16 protein-coding genes are annotated in these 15,266 nt (G+C 68.7%); 8 read left to right on the plus strand and 8 right to left on the minus strand.

Annotation, left to right across the window (positions count from 1 at the left end; genetic code table 11):
- Nucleotides 1-10: 10 nt before the first annotated feature.
- From FVA80_RS16430 to rpsF, 7 genes are all read right to left on the minus strand, one after another.
- Complete coding sequence (locus FVA80_RS16430) at nt 11-460, minus strand: cupin domain-containing protein (protein WP_147908115.1); 450 nt, start codon at nt 458-460, stop codon at nt 11-13.
- Between the two features lie 91 nt (nt 461-551).
- A complete protein-coding gene (locus FVA80_RS16435) occupies nt 552-968 on the minus strand; it encodes a DUF29 domain-containing protein (protein ID WP_147908116.1) in 417 nt (138 codons plus the stop codon).
- 228 nt (nt 969-1,196) lie between these two features.
- On the minus strand, nt 1,197-2,684 hold the full coding sequence (locus FVA80_RS16440; protein WP_147853662.1) for a replicative DNA helicase: 1,488 nt from the start codon (nt 2,682-2,684) through the stop codon (nt 1,197-1,199).
- 303 nt (nt 2,685-2,987) lie between these two features.
- Nucleotides 2,988-3,560, minus strand: coding sequence for a 50S ribosomal protein L9 (gene rplI, locus FVA80_RS16445; protein ID WP_147908117.1), 573 nt, complete (start codon nt 3,558-3,560; stop codon nt 2,988-2,990).
- 41 nt (nt 3,561-3,601) lie between these two features.
- Nucleotides 3,602-4,633, minus strand: coding sequence for a DUF2232 domain-containing protein (locus tag FVA80_RS16450; protein WP_147908118.1), 1,032 nt, complete (start codon nt 4,631-4,633; stop codon nt 3,602-3,604).
- 127 nt (nt 4,634-4,760) lie between these two features.
- On the minus strand, nt 4,761-5,018 hold the full coding sequence (gene rpsR, locus FVA80_RS16455) for a 30S ribosomal protein S18 (protein WP_091712669.1): 258 nt from the start codon (nt 5,016-5,018) through the stop codon (nt 4,761-4,763).
- A 3-nt stretch (nt 5,019-5,021) separates the two neighbouring features.
- Nucleotides 5,022-5,495, minus strand: a complete 474-nt coding sequence (gene rpsF, locus FVA80_RS16460) for a 30S ribosomal protein S6 (RefSeq protein WP_147908119.1) — start codon at nt 5,493-5,495, stop codon at nt 5,022-5,024.
- Between the two features lie 376 nt (nt 5,496-5,871).
- Here rpsF and FVA80_RS16465 point away from each other — a divergent pair, with 376 nt between their 5' ends.
- The 5 genes from FVA80_RS16465 to era all read left to right on the plus strand — a co-directional run bounded on the left by FVA80_RS16465 (nt 5,872) and on the right by era (nt 9,855).
- Entirely contained in the window at nt 5,872-6,636 is a 765-nt protein-coding gene (locus FVA80_RS16465) for a pyridoxine 5'-phosphate synthase (protein ID WP_147908120.1), read from the plus strand.
- Nucleotides 6,633-7,043: a holo-ACP synthase gene (acpS, locus tag FVA80_RS16470; protein WP_147908121.1), complete on the plus strand. Its 411-nt coding sequence runs from the start codon at nt 6,633-6,635 to the stop codon at nt 7,041-7,043. The genes FVA80_RS16465 and acpS overlap by 4 nt, the downstream gene beginning before the upstream one ends.
- Nucleotides 7,044-7,295: 252 nt before the next feature.
- Complete coding sequence (gene lepB / locus FVA80_RS16475) at nt 7,296-8,096, plus strand: signal peptidase I (protein ID WP_147853668.1); 801 nt, start codon at nt 7,296-7,298, stop codon at nt 8,094-8,096.
- Nucleotides 8,097-8,107: 11 nt separating this feature from the next.
- Nucleotides 8,108-8,872: a ribonuclease III gene (gene rnc / locus FVA80_RS16480; RefSeq protein ID WP_147908157.1), complete on the plus strand. Its 765-nt coding sequence runs from the start codon at nt 8,108-8,110 to the stop codon at nt 8,870-8,872.
- The gene (gene era, locus FVA80_RS16485; protein WP_147908122.1) at nt 8,869-9,855 is read left to right on the plus strand and encodes a GTPase Era; all 987 of its coding nucleotides are present in this window, start codon (nt 8,869-8,871) and stop codon (nt 9,853-9,855) included. Before rnc ends, era begins: the two co-directional genes overlap by 4 nt.
- A gap of 77 nt (nt 9,856-9,932) precedes the next feature.
- Here era and FVA80_RS16490 read toward each other — a convergent pair whose 3' ends face one another.
- Nucleotides 9,933-12,011, minus strand: coding sequence for a prolyl oligopeptidase family serine peptidase (locus tag FVA80_RS16490; RefSeq protein WP_147908123.1), 2,079 nt, complete (start codon nt 12,009-12,011; stop codon nt 9,933-9,935).
- 254 nt (nt 12,012-12,265) lie between these two features.
- On the opposite strand from FVA80_RS16490, the gene FVA80_RS16495 reads away from it, so the two are divergent.
- The 3 genes from FVA80_RS16495 (at nt 12,266) to FVA80_RS16505 (ending at nt 15,243) form a co-directional block, all read left to right on the plus strand.
- Nucleotides 12,266-13,171 carry a class I SAM-dependent methyltransferase gene (locus tag FVA80_RS16495; protein WP_147908124.1) on the plus strand — a complete coding sequence of 302 codons (906 nt, stop codon included), beginning with the start codon at nt 12,266-12,268 and terminating at the stop codon, nt 13,169-13,171.
- Nucleotides 13,168-13,908 carry a pseudouridine synthase gene (locus tag FVA80_RS16500; protein ID WP_147908125.1) on the plus strand — a complete coding sequence of 247 codons (741 nt, stop codon included), beginning with the start codon at nt 13,168-13,170 and terminating at the stop codon, nt 13,906-13,908. The genes FVA80_RS16495 and FVA80_RS16500 overlap by 4 nt, the downstream gene beginning before the upstream one ends.
- Before the next feature lie 267 nt (nt 13,909-14,175).
- Nucleotides 14,176-15,243, plus strand: a complete 1,068-nt coding sequence (locus tag FVA80_RS16505; RefSeq protein ID WP_147908126.1) for a 30S ribosomal protein S2 — start codon at nt 14,176-14,178, stop codon at nt 15,241-15,243.
- The last annotated feature ends 23 nt before the right edge of the window (nt 15,244-15,266 follow it).

Below are 15,266 nucleotides of genomic sequence, written 5' to 3' on the forward strand. Positions count from 1 at the left end.
GCCGCGGGCCCTACTTGAAGCGGCCGGGCTGGTTGACGGTCGGCTCAACCTGGAGCCCCGTCACGATCATGGTACAGGGCTCGTCGCCGACGGTGCCCGAGAGGTGGCCCTTCTTACCATCGCGGACCCTGGTGTTCTGGTCCTCGCCCATCATCAGCTCGCCCGGGCCCATCTCGACCCGGTGGCCGTCCATGGTCTCCACGAACCAGCGGCCAGACAGGATCGCGATCCATTGCGGTCGGGGGTTCTCATGCCACTCGCCGACCCAACCCACCGGCAGCACCGTGAAGGTCACCACCGACGGCGCCGGGTCCATCTTGTCGTTCCATTGCGGCGCGGTCTCGGGGTTGATCCCTTCGAACGTGAAGCGCTCGATGGAAAAGAGCTCCTGGCGGCTCACCCCCTCCCCGTCGGTATAGACGTGCCAATACGGCATCTTGGGAGGGGTCGGCTCGGTCATCGTCGATCCTGCGGCGGCGGGACATTCGTCTTCCGCTCAACGGCCGGATCCGGCGATGGTTCGCAGCGACCGCAGACCGCCGGGGGCGACCCTACCTGCGCGTCGATCGGGGCTCGCCGTCGTCCGGCAGCCAGGGAATCGGCCGGGTCATGATCGCGGTAAAGTCGTAGGGGCAGAACGGCGGGGAGGCGCCCTCATCAAGCCCAGTCTCCCCTGCCACCTCGATCCGCGCGCGATGATAGGTCCGATTCATGAACGCCTGGATCTGCGACTTGAGGCTTCGGCTGTCCTCAAGACGCTCCGCCACTAAGCTGCGCTGCGTCGGTATCGACGTCATCCAGCTGCGGCTCCGCCGCGTGGGCTGATGATCCCACGTCGGTAGGTGAAGCAGGATCACGCAGACGGCGCTCGTCAGCACGTGGCGTTCGCTGCGGCCCACTTCGGCAATCTCGTCCCCAAGATGTTCGATGGCGAGACGCGCCCAAGCACCCGCCTGAAGGAGATGCACCTGCTCCTGCGTCCAGGCATAGACATCGTCCTCGTACCGCGCCGGCTACAGCTTCTGCGGCGCCCGGTTCGGATCTGTCACGACCACATCCTCGCAGCCGCCCGTTCACACGGTCATCGCCACACGACCGCATCATGCCGGGTATCAGAACCCACAAGATGCGGTAGCGTTTTGATCCGTGTGACCTTTTCCCGAAATTCGGCAGCCGCCTTTCGGGACGAGTCTCTATCACATCTGCTCGGGCAGCCGCTCGCTCTGGGCGAGGTTCGAGAACCGGGTGATGTTCGCGTCGAACTGCAGCTCCACCGTCCCGGTCGGACCGTGGCGCTGCTTGCCCAGGATCACCTCGGCCTTGCCGTGGACGCGGTTCATCTCTGCCTCCCAGGCGAAGAACTCCTCCGTGCCCTCCCGCGGCTTCTTGTTGTTGACGTAGTATTCCTCGCGGAACACGAACATCACCACGTCGGCGTCCTGCTCGATCGAGCCCGATTCACGCAGATCCGAGAGCTGCGGGCGCTTGTCATCGCGGTTCTCGACCTGACGCGAGAGCTGCGACAGCCCGATGATCGGCACAGCCAGCTCCTTCGCCAGCGCCTTCATGCCGGTGGTGATCTCGGTCATCTCCTGCACGCGGTTGTCGCTGCGCTTGCCGGAGCCGGAGAGCAGCTGCAGGTAGTCGACGATCAGCAAGTCCAGCCCCTTCTGGCGCTTGAGGCGCCGGGCGCGGGCAGCGAGCTGGGCGATCGAGATGCCGCCGGTCTGATCGATGTAGAACGGGATCGTCTGCATATCCCGCGCGGCGTCGGTGATCTTGTAGAAATCCTCCGGCCGGATGTCGCCGCGGCGGATCTTGTAGGACGGCACGCCCGATTGCTCGGCGATGATGCGGGTGGCGAGCTGCTCGGCTGACATTTCAAGGGAGAAGAACCCCACGATCCCGCCGTTGACGGTCTGCATCGTGCCGTCCGCCTGCTTCTCGCCGCGATACGCCTTGGCGATATTGAAGGCGATGTTGGTCACCAGCGAGGTCTTGCCCATGGCCGGGCGGCCCGCGAGGATGATCAAGTCGGAGGATTGCAGGCCGCCCATCTTGGCGTCGAGGTCGGACAGGCCGGTGGCGATGCCCGAGAGCTTGCCGTCCCGCTGGTAGGCCTTCGCGGCCATGTCGACCGCGGCGGTGAGCGCGTCGGAGAACTTCTGGAAGCCGCCATCGTACTTGCCGGCCTCGGCGAGCTCGTAGAGGCGCCGCTCGGTCTCCTCGATCTGGTCGCGGGGCGCCTGCTCGACCGGAGCTTCGTAGGCCCCGTTCACCAGATCCTCGCCGATGGTGATCAGGCGACGGCGGATGGCGAGGTCGTAGATCGTGCGGCCGTAGGCGCCGGCGTTGATCACCGTAGTCGCGTCGGCGGCAAGCCGAGCGAGGTACTGCATCACCGTCTGGCCGCCGAAATCGGCGTCGCCCAGATAGGTCTTCATAGTGATGGGCGTGGCGAGCTTGCCGGCCCGGATCAGGGACGCCGCCACGGAAAAAATCTGCTGGTGGGCATCCTCCATGAAGTGCTCGGCCAGCAGGAAGTCCGACACCCGGTAATAGGCGTCGTTGTTCACCAGAATGGCGCCGAGCAGCGCCTGCTCCGCATCGATGTTGTGCGGGGCGACGCGGTACTCGGCCTGGACCGCTTCCAGCTTGGCCGTGAGCGCATTGGGCAGGGCCATCGGCGGACGACTCCGAATTCAGGCGCCGCGGCGGGCGCACCAGGATCACACCGCGCGACCTTGGCCTCAGTATGGTTACTGAAGCCTAGCCGACGGCCGGTTCGTCCGGCCCCGGCCCGGACGAACGGACGCCCGCCGACTCTCGCGAGGGGCGGGCGTCCATGCTGGAACAAAACTGGAACGTGTCAAGTCTCGGAGGGACCGATCCCCAGTCTTCACCGGTATACAGGGCTCCGGCCTGCGCCGCCCCGCGCGACCCGGAGGGCCCTTGCGGAGCGGCGAAAACCGGTCGTCCCGAGAGAATCAGCCGCGGTCGTCGGCACCTTCGCCGGCATCGGCCAACGCCATGCCGACCTCTAGGCCGAGGTCGTCGAGGTTGAACGCCTCGCGCTCGGTGACCGACTCGCCGCGGGCCTGACGCTCGGCCTCCTCGGGGCTGCGGGCGACGTTGACCGTGACCTGGACATCGACCTCGGGGTGCAGGACCACCGGGACGTTATGCAGGCCGAGGGTCTTGATCGGCTGGTTCAGGATGAACTGGCCGCGATCGACCGTGAAGCCGTCCTTGGCCACCACCTCGGCGAGATCGCGGGTGGAGACGGAGCCGTAGAGCACGCCGGTCTCGCCCGACTGGCGGATCAGGATGAAGCTCTGGCCGTTCAGCTTCTCGGCGACGGCCTCGGCGTCCTTCTTGCGGTCGAGGTTGCGGGCCTCGAGCTGGGCGCGCTGCGACTCGAAGTGCTTCTTGTTGGATTCCGTCGCGCGCAGGGCCTTGCCGCGGGCGAGCAGGAAGTTGCGGGCGAAGCCCGGGCGGACGTTCACGGTCTCGCCCATCTGGCCAAGCTTGGCCACGCGCTCGAGCAGGATCACTTCCATCGTTTTTCTCCTTCAGTTGGTCGGCCTCGCGGGCCGGGGACTCACGGCGCCGGGTTGTCCTTGGGACGTCGGCGATCGAGGGCGGTGTCGGCCAAGCCGAACAGGGTGAGTGCCACCAGGGCCACACCCTGGGTCACGAACAGGATGAGGTACATGCCGAACAGCATCAGCCCGCGACCGGGCCGGCCGCGCGAGCGGTCGTGGAACGCCGCGAGACCCTGGAGCGCGAAAGCCGCGCTGAACGCCCCCACGAGCGCCACGCCGAACACGCCGACGTAGCCGGGGGCGAAGCACATCAGCACGGCCGCGGCCAGGGTCACCAGGGTGGTGCGCGGCATTGCGGTCGCCGGCAGGTCCGGCCAGGGCCGCGGCAGCCGGCCGGAGATCTTCACGATCCTGGCCGAGGCCCAAAGATAGAAGGTGAGGAGCAAAGCCAGACCGTTGGCCGCGAAGGCCGGGACGACGCGCGCGAGCGCGTCCGCGACCTCGGTCCGGGTCACCTCGGCCTCGTCGGCGCCGGCCTTGGGTGCTTGCTCCGTGTCCGGCGCGGGGTCCGAACCGGACTCGGTCACCTCCGGCTGGGGCACCTCGGCACGACGGTCCGGCGTCGGACGGGCAGCGGGATCGCGGACCTGGACCAGCGTACGGGCGAGCCCGCGAAGTTGCGCGTCGAAGGCCGCGTGGTTCGGCGAGGACAGAACCGCAATGGCGATGAACGCCAGCGCCGCGGTGGCGGCGGTCCAGCCGAGCAGGCGGCCGGTGGGGTACCATTCGAGGCCGGAAGACGTCTCGCGGCCGAGCAGGGTCAGATAAGCGAGCCACCAGGCCGGAAGGGCGATGTAGGCGGCGTAGGCGAGGCCCATGAAGGGCGCGATCACCAGGGCCAGCGCCAGGCTGCCGGCGGCTGCAGCAGCCAACGCCGCCTTGTGGCTCCAGCCCAGGCCGACGATCAGGATCGGCAGCGGCGCCACGAGGTAGAGCACGATCGCCAGCGGGGTCGCCTTCAGCAACACTCCGAACAAGAGTGCGGAGACGAGGCCCGCGCCGATACCGATGCCGATATGTTGTGCCATGGCTTCCGCTGTCCCGCTGCCATCAAGGCAGGGTTAGAGGCGACACTGCGCCCCAACGATCGAGCGATGCCAGATCGCTCTGTGAGGACCGGCCCGGGTCTAGCCCGGGCCGGACGGTCGAATCAGCCTACTTGATCACGTAGGGCAGCAGGCCGAGGAAGCGGGCGCGCTTGATCGCCTGGGCGAGCTCCCGCTGCTTCTTGGCCGACACCGCAGTGATGCGCGACGGCACGATCTTGCCGCGCTCCGACACGTAGCGGGACAGCAGCTTGACGTCCTTGTAGTCGATCTTCGGCGCGTTCGCGCCGGAGAACGGACAGGTCTTGCGACGACGGAAGAAGGGACGGCGTCCGCCGCCAGCACCCGCACCAGCACCAAATGCCATGGCTTAGGCCTCCCCGCCAAACGTACGCTCGGGACGATCGCCACCGCGATCGCCACGGTCCGGACGGTCGCCGCCGCCGAAGCCGCCGCCGCCACCACCGAAGCCGTCATCGTCACGACGCCGGCCGCGCTCGCGATCCTTGCGGTCGTCGCGGTCGCGCTTCTGCATCATCGCGGACGGCTCGGAATCAAGATCCTCGACCCGGACGGTCATGAAGCGCAGCACGTCCTCGGAGATCTGCATCTGGCGCTCCATCTCGGCAATGGCAGCCGGCGGGGCGTCGATGTTGAGGAGCGCGAAATGCGCCTTGCGGTTCTTCTTGATGCGGTAAGCCAGGGACTTCACGCCCCACATCTCGATCTTCTCGAGGCGGCCGCCGTTCTGCTCGATCACACCCTTGTAGGTGTCGATCATCGTCTCGACCTGCTGGGACGTCACGTCCTGCCGGGCCAAGAGCACGTGCTCGTAGAGAGGCATATTCGGGCCTTTCAGTGTCAAAAGGAGCCCGGCCGCCCGAAGGCAGCTGGTTCGGGCCGGTTCATTTCGCGAGACGCTCGGCGCCAAGCCCTTCGAGCCGATTTTCAGGCCCGAGCGGTTGATCGAAGGCGGAGACACCGGACGACGGGTCGTTCAAGACCCTATGCCGCGAGCGGCACCGTCCGTTCAGCCCCCGGCCGGAGCGAACGCGAGGGGCGGCGCATACTGGTTTTTTCCCGCACTGGCAAGGGCGGCAGGTCCGGACGCGTCCGCTCGGCCAACGTACCAGTCCGTCTTGCCGATGGGGCGCGCCGCCAGCATATCGGCGGTTCGAGGGCGCCTGCCGGAGCAGGCCGGCCCCGGGACCGATGAGCCCATGACGTCCGAGAACACGACCTTCGAGAAGCAGCGCCTCGGCGTCAACATCGACCACGTCGCCACCGTGCGCAATGCACGCGGCGAGCAGTATCCCGATCCCGTTCGCGCGGCCCTCCTGGCGGTCGAGGCCGGAGCGGACGGGATCACCGCGCATCTGCGCGAGGACCGCCGCCACATCCGGGACGCCGACATCGCCGCGCTGAAGCGCGACCTCACGGTGCCGCTGAACTTCGAGATGGCCGCGACCGACGAGATGGTGGCGATCGCCCTGGCGACCCGGCCCCACGCCGCCTGCCTGGTGCCGGAGAAACGTGCGGAGCGCACCACCGAGGGCGGCCTCGACATCGTCGGCGGCCGCGCTCATCTCGCCTCCCGCATCCGGGCCCTCGCCGAGGCCGGCATCCGGGTGTCGCTGTTCGTAGAGCCCGAACCGGCGATCATGGAGGCGGCCGCCGCGCTCGGCGCTCCGGTCGTCGAGCTGCACACCGGCAGCTACTGCGAGGCCGCCGTGGCGGGGGACGACGGGCGCATCGCCCACGAGCTGGCCCGGATCACGCGGGCCGCCCAGCACGGCGCCGGCCTCGGCCTTGAGATCCATGCCGGCCACGGGCTCATGGTCGACAGCGTCGGCCCGGTGGCGGCGCTGCCGCAGATCCGGGAGCTGAATATCGGCCATGCGCTGATCGCCGACGCGATCTTCGTAGGGCTCGCCCAGGCTGTCCGGAACATGCGGGCCGCGATGGATCGTGGGCGGCGCGCATGATCATCGGCATCGGCTCGGATCTCTGCGACATCGACCGGATCGCCCGGACGCTGGAGCGGCACGGCGATCGCTTCACACACCGGGTGTTCACGGACGGGGAGCGGGCGCGCTGCGATCGCCGCGCCGCGCGGGCGCCCGGCTATGCCAGGCGATTCGCCGCCAAGGAGGCGTGTGCCAAGGCCCTGGGGACGGGCCTTAGCGCCGGCGTGTTCTGGCGCGACATGGAGGTGGTGAACCTGCCCTCCGGCCAGCCGACCCTGCGGCTCTCCGGCGGCGCCGCCGCACGCCTCTCCGAACTGCTGCCCGCGGGGCATGAGGGCCGCCTGCACGTCAGCCTGACGGACGACCCGCCGATGGCTCAAGCCTTCGTGATCATCGAGGCGCTGCCGACTTCGTCATCCGGTTAAGATCCGGGATGGCGGATTATCCCGCACCCCTCGCGCGTTGCGGGGGGCTCGCGCTTGGTCTAGACCGCCGCACGCAGCGGACACGATTGCGGCGCATTCCTCGGGACAACCGCTGATCCGCCGCGAGCGGCGGGGCCGTGCCCTGCTGGCGGCGGCCGTATGATGCGGGATTGCGGAAGCAGGCTTTCCGGGACCATCGTACGATAACGGAAGAGCCGGGGCGTGCTCCGGCGACGGAATCTGAGTCTGAAGATGGAACGCGCACGCGTGGATCACGACGGCAAGCCGCTGACGAAACCGGTCGAGACCGGCACCTGGGCCAGCATCCGCGAGACGCTGAAGGTCGGCGTCCAGGCGCTGCTGATCGCCCTCGTGGTGCGCACGCTGCTGTTCCAGCCGTTCAACATCCCGTCGGGCTCGCTGGTGCCGACGCTGCTGATCGGCGATTACCTGTTCGTCTCCAAGTATTCCTACGGGTACTCGAAGTACTCGCTTCCGCTGTCGGAATACATTCCGATTCAGGCGGATGGGCGCGTCTGGGCGGCCGAGCCGAAGCGCGGCGACATCGCGGTGTTCAAGCTGCCCAAGGACAATGCGACCGATTACATCAAGCGCGTGATCGGGCTGCCGGGCGACAAGATCCAGATGATCGACGGCGTGCTCAACATCAACGGCAAGGCGGTCAAGCGCGAGCGGATCGCCGATTACGAGACGACCGATCCCTACGGCCAGGCGACCAAGGTGCCCCAATACCTCGAGACGCTGCCGAACGGCGTCGTTCACCGGGTGATCGAGCGGGACGGCGACAACGGGTTCTGGGACAAGACCGAACTCTACACCGTGCCGAGCGGTCATTTCTTCATGATGGGCGACAACCGGGACAATTCCACCGATTCGCGGGATCTCGCCAGCGTCGGCTACGTGCCCTTCGCCAACCTGGTCGGGCGCGCCGAGATGATCTTCTTCTCGATCGACGAGGGCACCCCGGCCTGGCAGCTCTGGAACTGGCCGGCCCACGTGCGCTGGTCGCGCCTGTTCTCGACCATCCATTGAACGGCCCGGACTTGGACGAGGCTGGACAGGCCCGACCGTCTTCCCGGGCGCGGCGTTCCCACAAGCCCAGGCCGCCGCTCGGTGTCCTGGAGGAGCGGATCGGCCACACCTTCGCCGATCAGAACCTGCTGACCCGGGCCCTGACCCATACCAGCAAGGCCATCGGACGCGGCGGCAGCTACCAGCGCCTGGAATTCCTCGGCGACCGCGTGCTCGGGCTGGCGGTGGCGGACCGGCTCTATGCCGCCTTTCCGGACGCCGACGAGGGTGACCTATCGCGTCGCCTGGCCGGCCTCGTGCGCCGGGAGACCTGCGCGGCGGTGGCGGCCTCCTGGGAGGTCGGGCCGCACCTGATCCTCGGCCAGGGCGAGGTGATGGGCGGCGGCCGCCGCAACCAGACGATCCTGGCCGACGTGTGCGAGGCGATCCTCGGGGCGGTCTACCTCGATGCCGGCTTCGACGCGGCGCGCCTGATCGTCGAGGCGCATTTCCACCCGACCGAGCCCCTGTCGGCCCATCGCGGCCGCGACGCGAAATCCGCCTTGCAGGAATGGGCAATGGGCCGGAGCCTGCCGATCCCCATTTACGCGGTGGTCGAGCGCACCGGCCCGGATCATGCGCCCCGGTTCCGCATTGCCGTACAGGTCGAGGGGCTCGAGCCGGGACACGGCGAGGGCACCTCGAAGCGTGTCGCCGAGCAGGAGGCCGCCCGCGCGCTGATGGAGCGCGAGGGTATCGGTACCGTCCCCGAGGCGGGACCGACGGAGACAGCATGACCGATCACGATCACGACGACGCACAGGATGACGGCCCGGCCGAGGGCTCGGCACCGAAGGGCCCCTCGGCGCTCCCGGGCACGCCCGCCGATGCCCGGGCGGGCTTCGTCGCGCTCATCGGCGTGCCGAATGCCGGCAAGTCGACGCTCCTCAACAACCTGGTCGGCACGAAGGTATCGATCGTCTCACGCAAGGTGCAGACGACCCGGGCGCTGGTGCGCGGCATCTTGATCGAGGGATCAGCCCAGGTCATCCTGGTCGACACCCCCGGCATCTTCGCGCCGAAGCGTCGGCTCGACAGGGCGATGGTGCATTCGGCCTGGAGCGGCGCCGCCGACGCGGATGCGGTGTGCCTGCTGGTCGACGCCTGCAAGGGCCTGGACGACGAGGTCGAGGCGATCCTGAGCCGACTGGGCGGGGTGAAGCGCGAGAAGATGCTGATCCTCAACAAGATCGACCTGATCCCGCGCGAGCGGCTGCTCGATCTCGCCGCCAAGCTCAATGCGGCCTCTCCCTTTGCCGAGACCTTCATGATCTCAGCGCTCAAGGGCGATGGCGTCGGCGATCTCCGTCGGGCGCTCGCCGCCCGGATGCCACCGGGTCCGTGGCTCTATCCGGAGGATCAGGTCTCGGACGCGCCGCTGCGCATGCTCGCCGCCGAGATCACCCGGGAGAAAATCTACGACCGGCTGCACGAGGAATTGCCATACCGGTCCACGGTCGAGACCGACCAGTGGCAGATCCGGGCGGATGGGTCGGTGCGGATCGAGCAGACGATCTTCGTCGAGCGCGAGAGCCAGCGCTCGATCGTCCTGGGCAAGGGCGGCCAGACCATCAAGGCGATCGGCCAGGCGGCCCGCATCGAAATCGCCGAGGCGGCGGACACGATGGTCCACCTGTTCCTGCACGTGAAGGTCCGGGAGAACTGGGCCGACGACCCGGCCCGCTACCGCGAGATGGGTCTCGAATTCCCGCGCGGCTGAACCGGGTATCAAGGGGCGAGGCCCTTTGGCGGGGTTCGGCGGCTGAGCCCCTGAGACATTCAGGGGTCTCGCGTTCGTCAGGCGTCCGGTTCGGACCAGCCGATCGACCGGCGCAGGAAGGTCAGGCACAGCGCCAGGAAGGCCGCCGCCTCGGCATTGTCCTTGCCGTAGCCGTGTCCGCCCGAGGCCGGCTCGTAGAAGGCCGCGTCATAGCCCAGCGCGTTCAGCTTCCGGGCCATCTTGCGTGCGTGGCCCGGATGCACGCGGTCGTCACGGCGGCTCGTAGCCAGCAGGATCGGCGGGTAGGGCCGGTCTGCTTCAGCCGCATGGTAGGCCGAGATCGCACGGATGAACGCCCAGTCCTGCGGGTCGTCCGGATCGCCGTATTCGGCGATCCAGCTCGCCCCGGCCAGGAGCTTAGTGTAGCGGCGCATGTCGATCAGCGGGATCGTGCAGAACAGGGCCCCGAACCGCTCCGGATAGCGGGTCAGCATGTTGGCGATAAGCAGGCCGCCGTTCGATCCGCCCTCCGCGGCGATCCGGCCCGGCCGCGTCACGCCGCGCGCGACGAGGTCGGCCGCGACCGCTGCGAAGTCGTCATGCGCCCGGGTCTTGCCCTCGCGGCGGCCGGCATCGTGCCAGCGCGTCCCGAACTCGCCGCCGCCGCGGATATTGGCGACGACGTTCGTACCGCCCCGCTCCATCCAGAGCTTCCCGAGAACCGGCGCGTAGCTCGGCAGCAGCGGGATCCGGAACCCGCCGTAGGCGGTCATGTGCACCGGGGCCTCGCCGGTCTGGCCCTCCGGGCCGGTCTGAACATAGGGAACGCGCGTTCCGTCGGCCGAGATCGCCTCATGCCGGGTCACGCGCAATCCACGCGCGTCGAAGGCCGGCGGCGTTGCGCGTAAGACCGCGGGTGCTCCGAGATCCGGCGCGATGATGAGGAGCGTCGCGGGCGTCACGGGGTCGTGCACCAGCGCCAGCAGCGTGCCGTCCGCCTCCTCGGGATCGCCGTCGAGGGGCCAGACATTGACGCTGCCGAGCGCCGGCAGCCCCTCCAACGGCTGCGTCGTCCAAGTATCGTCCCCCGGCGTGCAAACCGTGTAGGTCGGGCGCAGATCGTCGAGCGCATGCACGAACAGGCGCCCCGCCGACCAGAACACGTCCTGGAGCGCGCGGCGCTCGTCCGGTTGCCACAGCACCGCGAAGTCGCGACGTCCGGCCAGGAACTCGGAGAGCGGCAGCGCCAGCACGGTGTCGGTCGCGTGCTCTACGCCGTCCACGGGCCAGGGCTGGCGCGGTCGCACGGCGAGGTAATCCCGGTCGATCTGCACATCCGCGTCGGAGGGCAGGTCGAGCTCCGTGCGCGGGCCAGTCCGGTCGCCCAAGTGGATCTTCGTATCGAAGAAGCCGACCTGCTCGATGAAGACGAGCCGCTCGACGCCCGTCTCCCGATCGACCGAGGCCCATGCGGCCATGCTGGTCTCGGGCACGTCGAACAGCACCGCAGCGGCCTGTGGATCCGAGCCGCGCGATACTATCCGAATGGTGCGTGGGTAGCCCGCACGTGTGGCCATGCCGTCGCCGTAGGCGCTCGACACCAGCAGCGTATCGCGGTCGAGCCAGGCAGCCCCGCCCTTCGCCTCAGGCAGGACGAAGCCGTCGGCCACGAAGCGGCAGGCCGTCAGGTCGAATTCGCGCACGACCTTGGCATCGCCGCCGCCCCGGCTGAGGGAGAGCAGGGCTCGATCATGGCCGTCCTTCAGGATCGACGATCCGGCCCAGACCCAATCCTCGCCCTCCGCGACGGCGAGGGCGTCGAGATCGAGCAGGATGTCCCAGTCCGGCACCCCGGTCCGGAAGCTCGCCTCGTCGGTGCGCCGCCACAGACCGCGCGGATGCTCGGCATCCTTCCAGACATTGTACAGCTGTCCGCCGCGCCGCGAGACCAGCGGGATCCGATCCGGCCGATCGAGGATCGCACGTGCGAGGTCGCGGTCCCGGGCGAAGGCGGCATCGCCGTAGCGGGCGAGGGTCTCGGTGTTGCGCCCCTCGACCCAGGCCAGCGCCTCCGGCCCGTCAATCTCCTCCAGCCAGAGATAGGGATCGTCGTCCGGATGCTGCAGGGACGGGCGCGGATCGATCGGAACGGTCATGGCAGACACGATAGACCCGGATCCGGGGTTTCGTGAACGGCTGTGGCCGCGTCAGTTTGCACACACGCACCGGTTGCCGGTTGGAGGCTCGGTCGAGATCGGACGGCGAGGTGCGCGGATCCTGAGGCTGGGCTTCCGGGCCCATTCCAGTGTAACAGGCATCGTTCCCCCCGGATGATCCGAGTCGGGCGCGGGTTTCCCGCTCCGCCGTGGATTCGCGTTCCGATGCCAGCTCTCCAGATCCTGAATCATTCATGCGCCACGCCGTCTACGGCCTGCCGCCGGTTGACCTCGCCGAGGTCCCCGGTGACGCCGTCCAGCTGTCCCCCCTGATCCCCGGCTCTGCCCGGCTCGAAGATCTGTCCGAGGGCAGCCTCGACGCCGCGACCGTGCTGGCACCGCCCGGCACTATCGAGCGGCGCTACGTCCTCGCCCATACGTTGCGGGCCCTCGTGCCCGGCGGCCGGATGATGGCGCTCGCCCCGAAGGACCGGGGTGGTGCCCGGCTGGCCAAGGAGTTGGCCGCCTTCGAATGCCAAGCGGCCGACGAGCCGCGCCGCCACCACCGGATCTGCACGCTGGTGCGGCCGCCGGAACCGACCGGGCTCGCGGCCGCGATCGACGAGGGCGGGCCGCGCCACGTCGACAACCTGGCCTTGTGCACGCAGCCGGGCATCTTCTCCTGGGATCGGCTCGATCCCGGCACGGCGCTGCTCCTGGCCAACCTTCCGGCGATGAAGGGACGGGGCGCCGATCTCGGCTGCGGCCTCGGGATCCTGTCCCGGGTAATCCTGGGTTCGCCCGCCGTCACGGCGCTGACGCTGGTCGAGGTCGATCGCCGCGCCGTAGACATGGCGCATCGCAACGTCGCCGACCCGCGCGCCACGATCGTCTGGGCCGACATCCGGGCGGGCGGCACGGTACCGGGGAGCCTCGATTTCGTCGTCATGAATCCGCCGTTCCACGATGGCGGCACCGAGGACCAGGCGCTCGGCCGGACGTTCATCGCCCGGGCCGCCGAGGCGTTGCGGAAGGGCGGCACGCTGTGGCTCGTGGCCAACGCGCACCTCCCGTACGAGACCGCCCTAGGGGCGGCCTTCCGCGACGTCGCGGTCACGGTGCAGGCCGGCGGCTACCGGGTCTACGAGGCGCGCCGATGATGGCGACGAAGTCCGTCCGGCTCGACAAGCTGCTCGCCAACCTCGGCTACGGATCGCGCCGCGAGATCCAGAATCTGGCGCGGGGCGGCGCGATCCTGCTGGACGGCGCGGAGGTGGCGGATGCCGGTGACCGGATCGCCCTCGATCCGGACCTCCCGCAGCGGCTGACCATCGACCGCGCACCGGTCGATCCGTTGCCGGGGCTGTGCCTGATGCTGCACAAACCGCTGGGCGTGACCTGCTCGCACAAGGAGGCCGGCCCGCTGGTCTACGGGCTGCTGCCGGAGCGCTGGCGGCGGCGCGACCCGCCGCTCTCGACGGTGGGGCGCCTCGACAAGGAGACCTCGGGCCTGCTGCTGCTCACCGATGACGGCGCATTGCTGCATCGGATCATCGCCCCCAAGGCGAACGTGGCGAAGCGCTACCGGGTCACCCTGGACCGGCCACTCGACGGGACCGAAGCGGCCACCTTCGCGTCCGGCACGCTGATGCTGGAGGGTGAGGACCGGCCGTTGCTGCCGGTGCAGTTGGAGCAGGAAGATCCGGCCCACTGCGCGGTCACGCTGACCGAGGGCCGTTACCACCAAGTCCGCCGAATGTTCGCGGCGATCGGCAACCATGTCGTGGCGCTGCATCGGGACCGAATCGGGGGGCTCGACCTGCCGACCGACCTTCCGGCCGGGGGGTATCGGGTGATGAACGAGCCCGATGTTGCGAGGGTGTTTGCCGCCCCTTGAAGCGGCCTCCGGCGAACGTCAGCATAGCGAATGCGACGGCAGCCATCGGAGCATCATCAGAGCCGAGCGCGACCGGTTGCGAACGCCTCGAGCCGCTCCCTGCGCGTCACCCAAATCCTTGCATCGAGCCCCGTCCTCTGCTAAGCGCCCGCCCATCCCACACGCGGAGCCGGCCTCATGCCTGAATGAGGCGTCTTCCGGTGGCCGACCGAATCTTTCGGGCGGCTGCATCCCTCCGCGGCGGATCCAACCGGAGAGTAAAAAGATATGGCCGTCGATTTTTCTATGCGTCAGCTGCTCGAGGCGGGCGCCCATTTCGGTCACCAGTCGCACCGCTGGAACCCGAAGATGCAGCCGTACATTTTCGGCACCCGCAACAACATCCACATCATCGACCTGGCCCAGACCGTCCCGGCGCTGCACACCGCGCTTCAGGCGGTGAGCGACACCGTGGCCAAGGGCGGCCGGGTGCTGTTCGTCGGCACCAAGCGCCAGGCCGCCGACACGATCGCGGACGCCGCCAAGCGCTCGGCCCAGTATTATGTGAACTCCCGCTGGCTGGGCGGCATGCTCACCAACTGGAAGACCATCTCGGGCTCGATCTCGCGCCTGCGCAAGGTCACCGAGACGCTCGAGACCGGCGGCCCGGGCCTGACCAAGAAGGAGCGCCTGATGCTGTCCCGTGAGAAGGACAAGCTGGAGAAGGCACTGGGCGGCATCAAGGACATGGGCGGCGTGCCGGACCTGCTGTTCGTGATCGACACCAACAAGGAGCAGCTGGCGATCAAGGAGGCCAACCGCCTCGGGATCCCGGTGGCCGCGATCGTCGACACCAATTGCAACCCGGACGGCATCACCCACATCGTTCCGGCCAACGACGACGCCGGCCGCGCCATCGCGCTTTACTGCGACCTGATCGCGAAGGCCGCCATCGACGGCATCTCGCGGGCCCAAGGGTCGTCGGGCGTCGATCTGGGCGCCTCCGAGGAGCCGCAGGCCGAGGAGCTGCCGGCCAACGACGCCGCCGCCGTCTCGGTCGAGTCCGACGCGCTCGATCCGGCCGACGTGGCGATGCTCGCCGAGACCACCGAGCATTTCGAGCTGCTCGCCGCCCCGCGCGGCGCGCCGGACGACCTGACCAAGCTCCACGGCGCCGGTCCGCAGATCGTCCAGAAGCTCAACGATGCCGGCATCTACCACTACTGGCAGATCGCCGCGATGACGCCCGAGGAGGTCGCCAAGGTTGATTCCGACCTGAAGCTCAACGGCCGCATCGACCGCGACTCGTGGGTCTCGCAGGCTCGCGGCTTCGTCGAGGCCGCCGCCGCGGTGTAAGCCTTCCGGACCTCGCGACGCCC

It is taken from the genome of Methylobacterium sp. WL1 (assembly GCF_008000895.1).
Lineage (GTDB): Bacteria > Pseudomonadota > Alphaproteobacteria > Rhizobiales > Beijerinckiaceae > Methylobacterium.

Bases quoted from the DNA above. Each gene is read 5' to 3' on its own strand.
- FVA80_RS16500 (WP_147908125.1), top strand. From the start codon at position 13,168: ATGATGGCGACGAAGTCCGTCCGGCTCGACAAGCTGCTCGCCAACCTC.
- FVA80_RS16465 (WP_147908120.1), top strand. From the start codon at position 5,872: ATGACGTCCGAGAACACGACCTTCGAGAAGCAGCGCCTCGGCGTCAAC.
- FVA80_RS16495 (WP_147908124.1), top strand. From the start codon at position 12,266: ATGCGCCACGCCGTCTACGGCCTGCCGCCGGTTGACCTCGCCGAGGTC.
- rpsF (WP_147908119.1), bottom strand. From the start codon at position 5,495: ATGCCTCTCTACGAGCACGTGCTCTTGGCCCGGCAGGACGTGACGTCC.
- rpsR (WP_091712669.1), bottom strand. From the start codon at position 5,018: ATGGCATTTGGTGCTGGTGCGGGTGCTGGCGGCGGACGCCGTCCCTTC.
- FVA80_RS16450 (WP_147908118.1), bottom strand. From the start codon at position 4,633: ATGGCACAACATATCGGCATCGGTATCGGCGCGGGCCTCGTCTCCGCA.
- acpS (WP_147908121.1), top strand. From the start codon at position 6,633: ATGATCATCGGCATCGGCTCGGATCTCTGCGACATCGACCGGATCGCC.
- FVA80_RS16505 (WP_147908126.1), top strand. From the start codon at position 14,176: ATGGCCGTCGATTTTTCTATGCGTCAGCTGCTCGAGGCGGGCGCCCAT.
- FVA80_RS16430 (WP_147908115.1), bottom strand. From the start codon at position 460: ATGACCGAGCCGACCCCTCCCAAGATGCCGTATTGGCACGTCTATACC.
- FVA80_RS16490 (WP_147908123.1), bottom strand. From the start codon at position 12,011: ATGACCGTTCCGATCGATCCGCGCCCGTCCCTGCAGCATCCGGACGAC.
- rplI (WP_147908117.1), bottom strand. From the start codon at position 3,560: ATGGAAGTGATCCTGCTCGAGCGCGTGGCCAAGCTTGGCCAGATGGGC.
- lepB (WP_147853668.1), top strand. From the start codon at position 7,296: ATGGAACGCGCACGCGTGGATCACGACGGCAAGCCGCTGACGAAACCG.
- era (WP_147908122.1), top strand. From the start codon at position 8,869: ATGACCGATCACGATCACGACGACGCACAGGATGACGGCCCGGCCGAG.
- FVA80_RS16440 (WP_147853662.1), bottom strand. From the start codon at position 2,684: ATGGCCCTGCCCAATGCGCTCACGGCCAAGCTGGAAGCGGTCCAGGCC.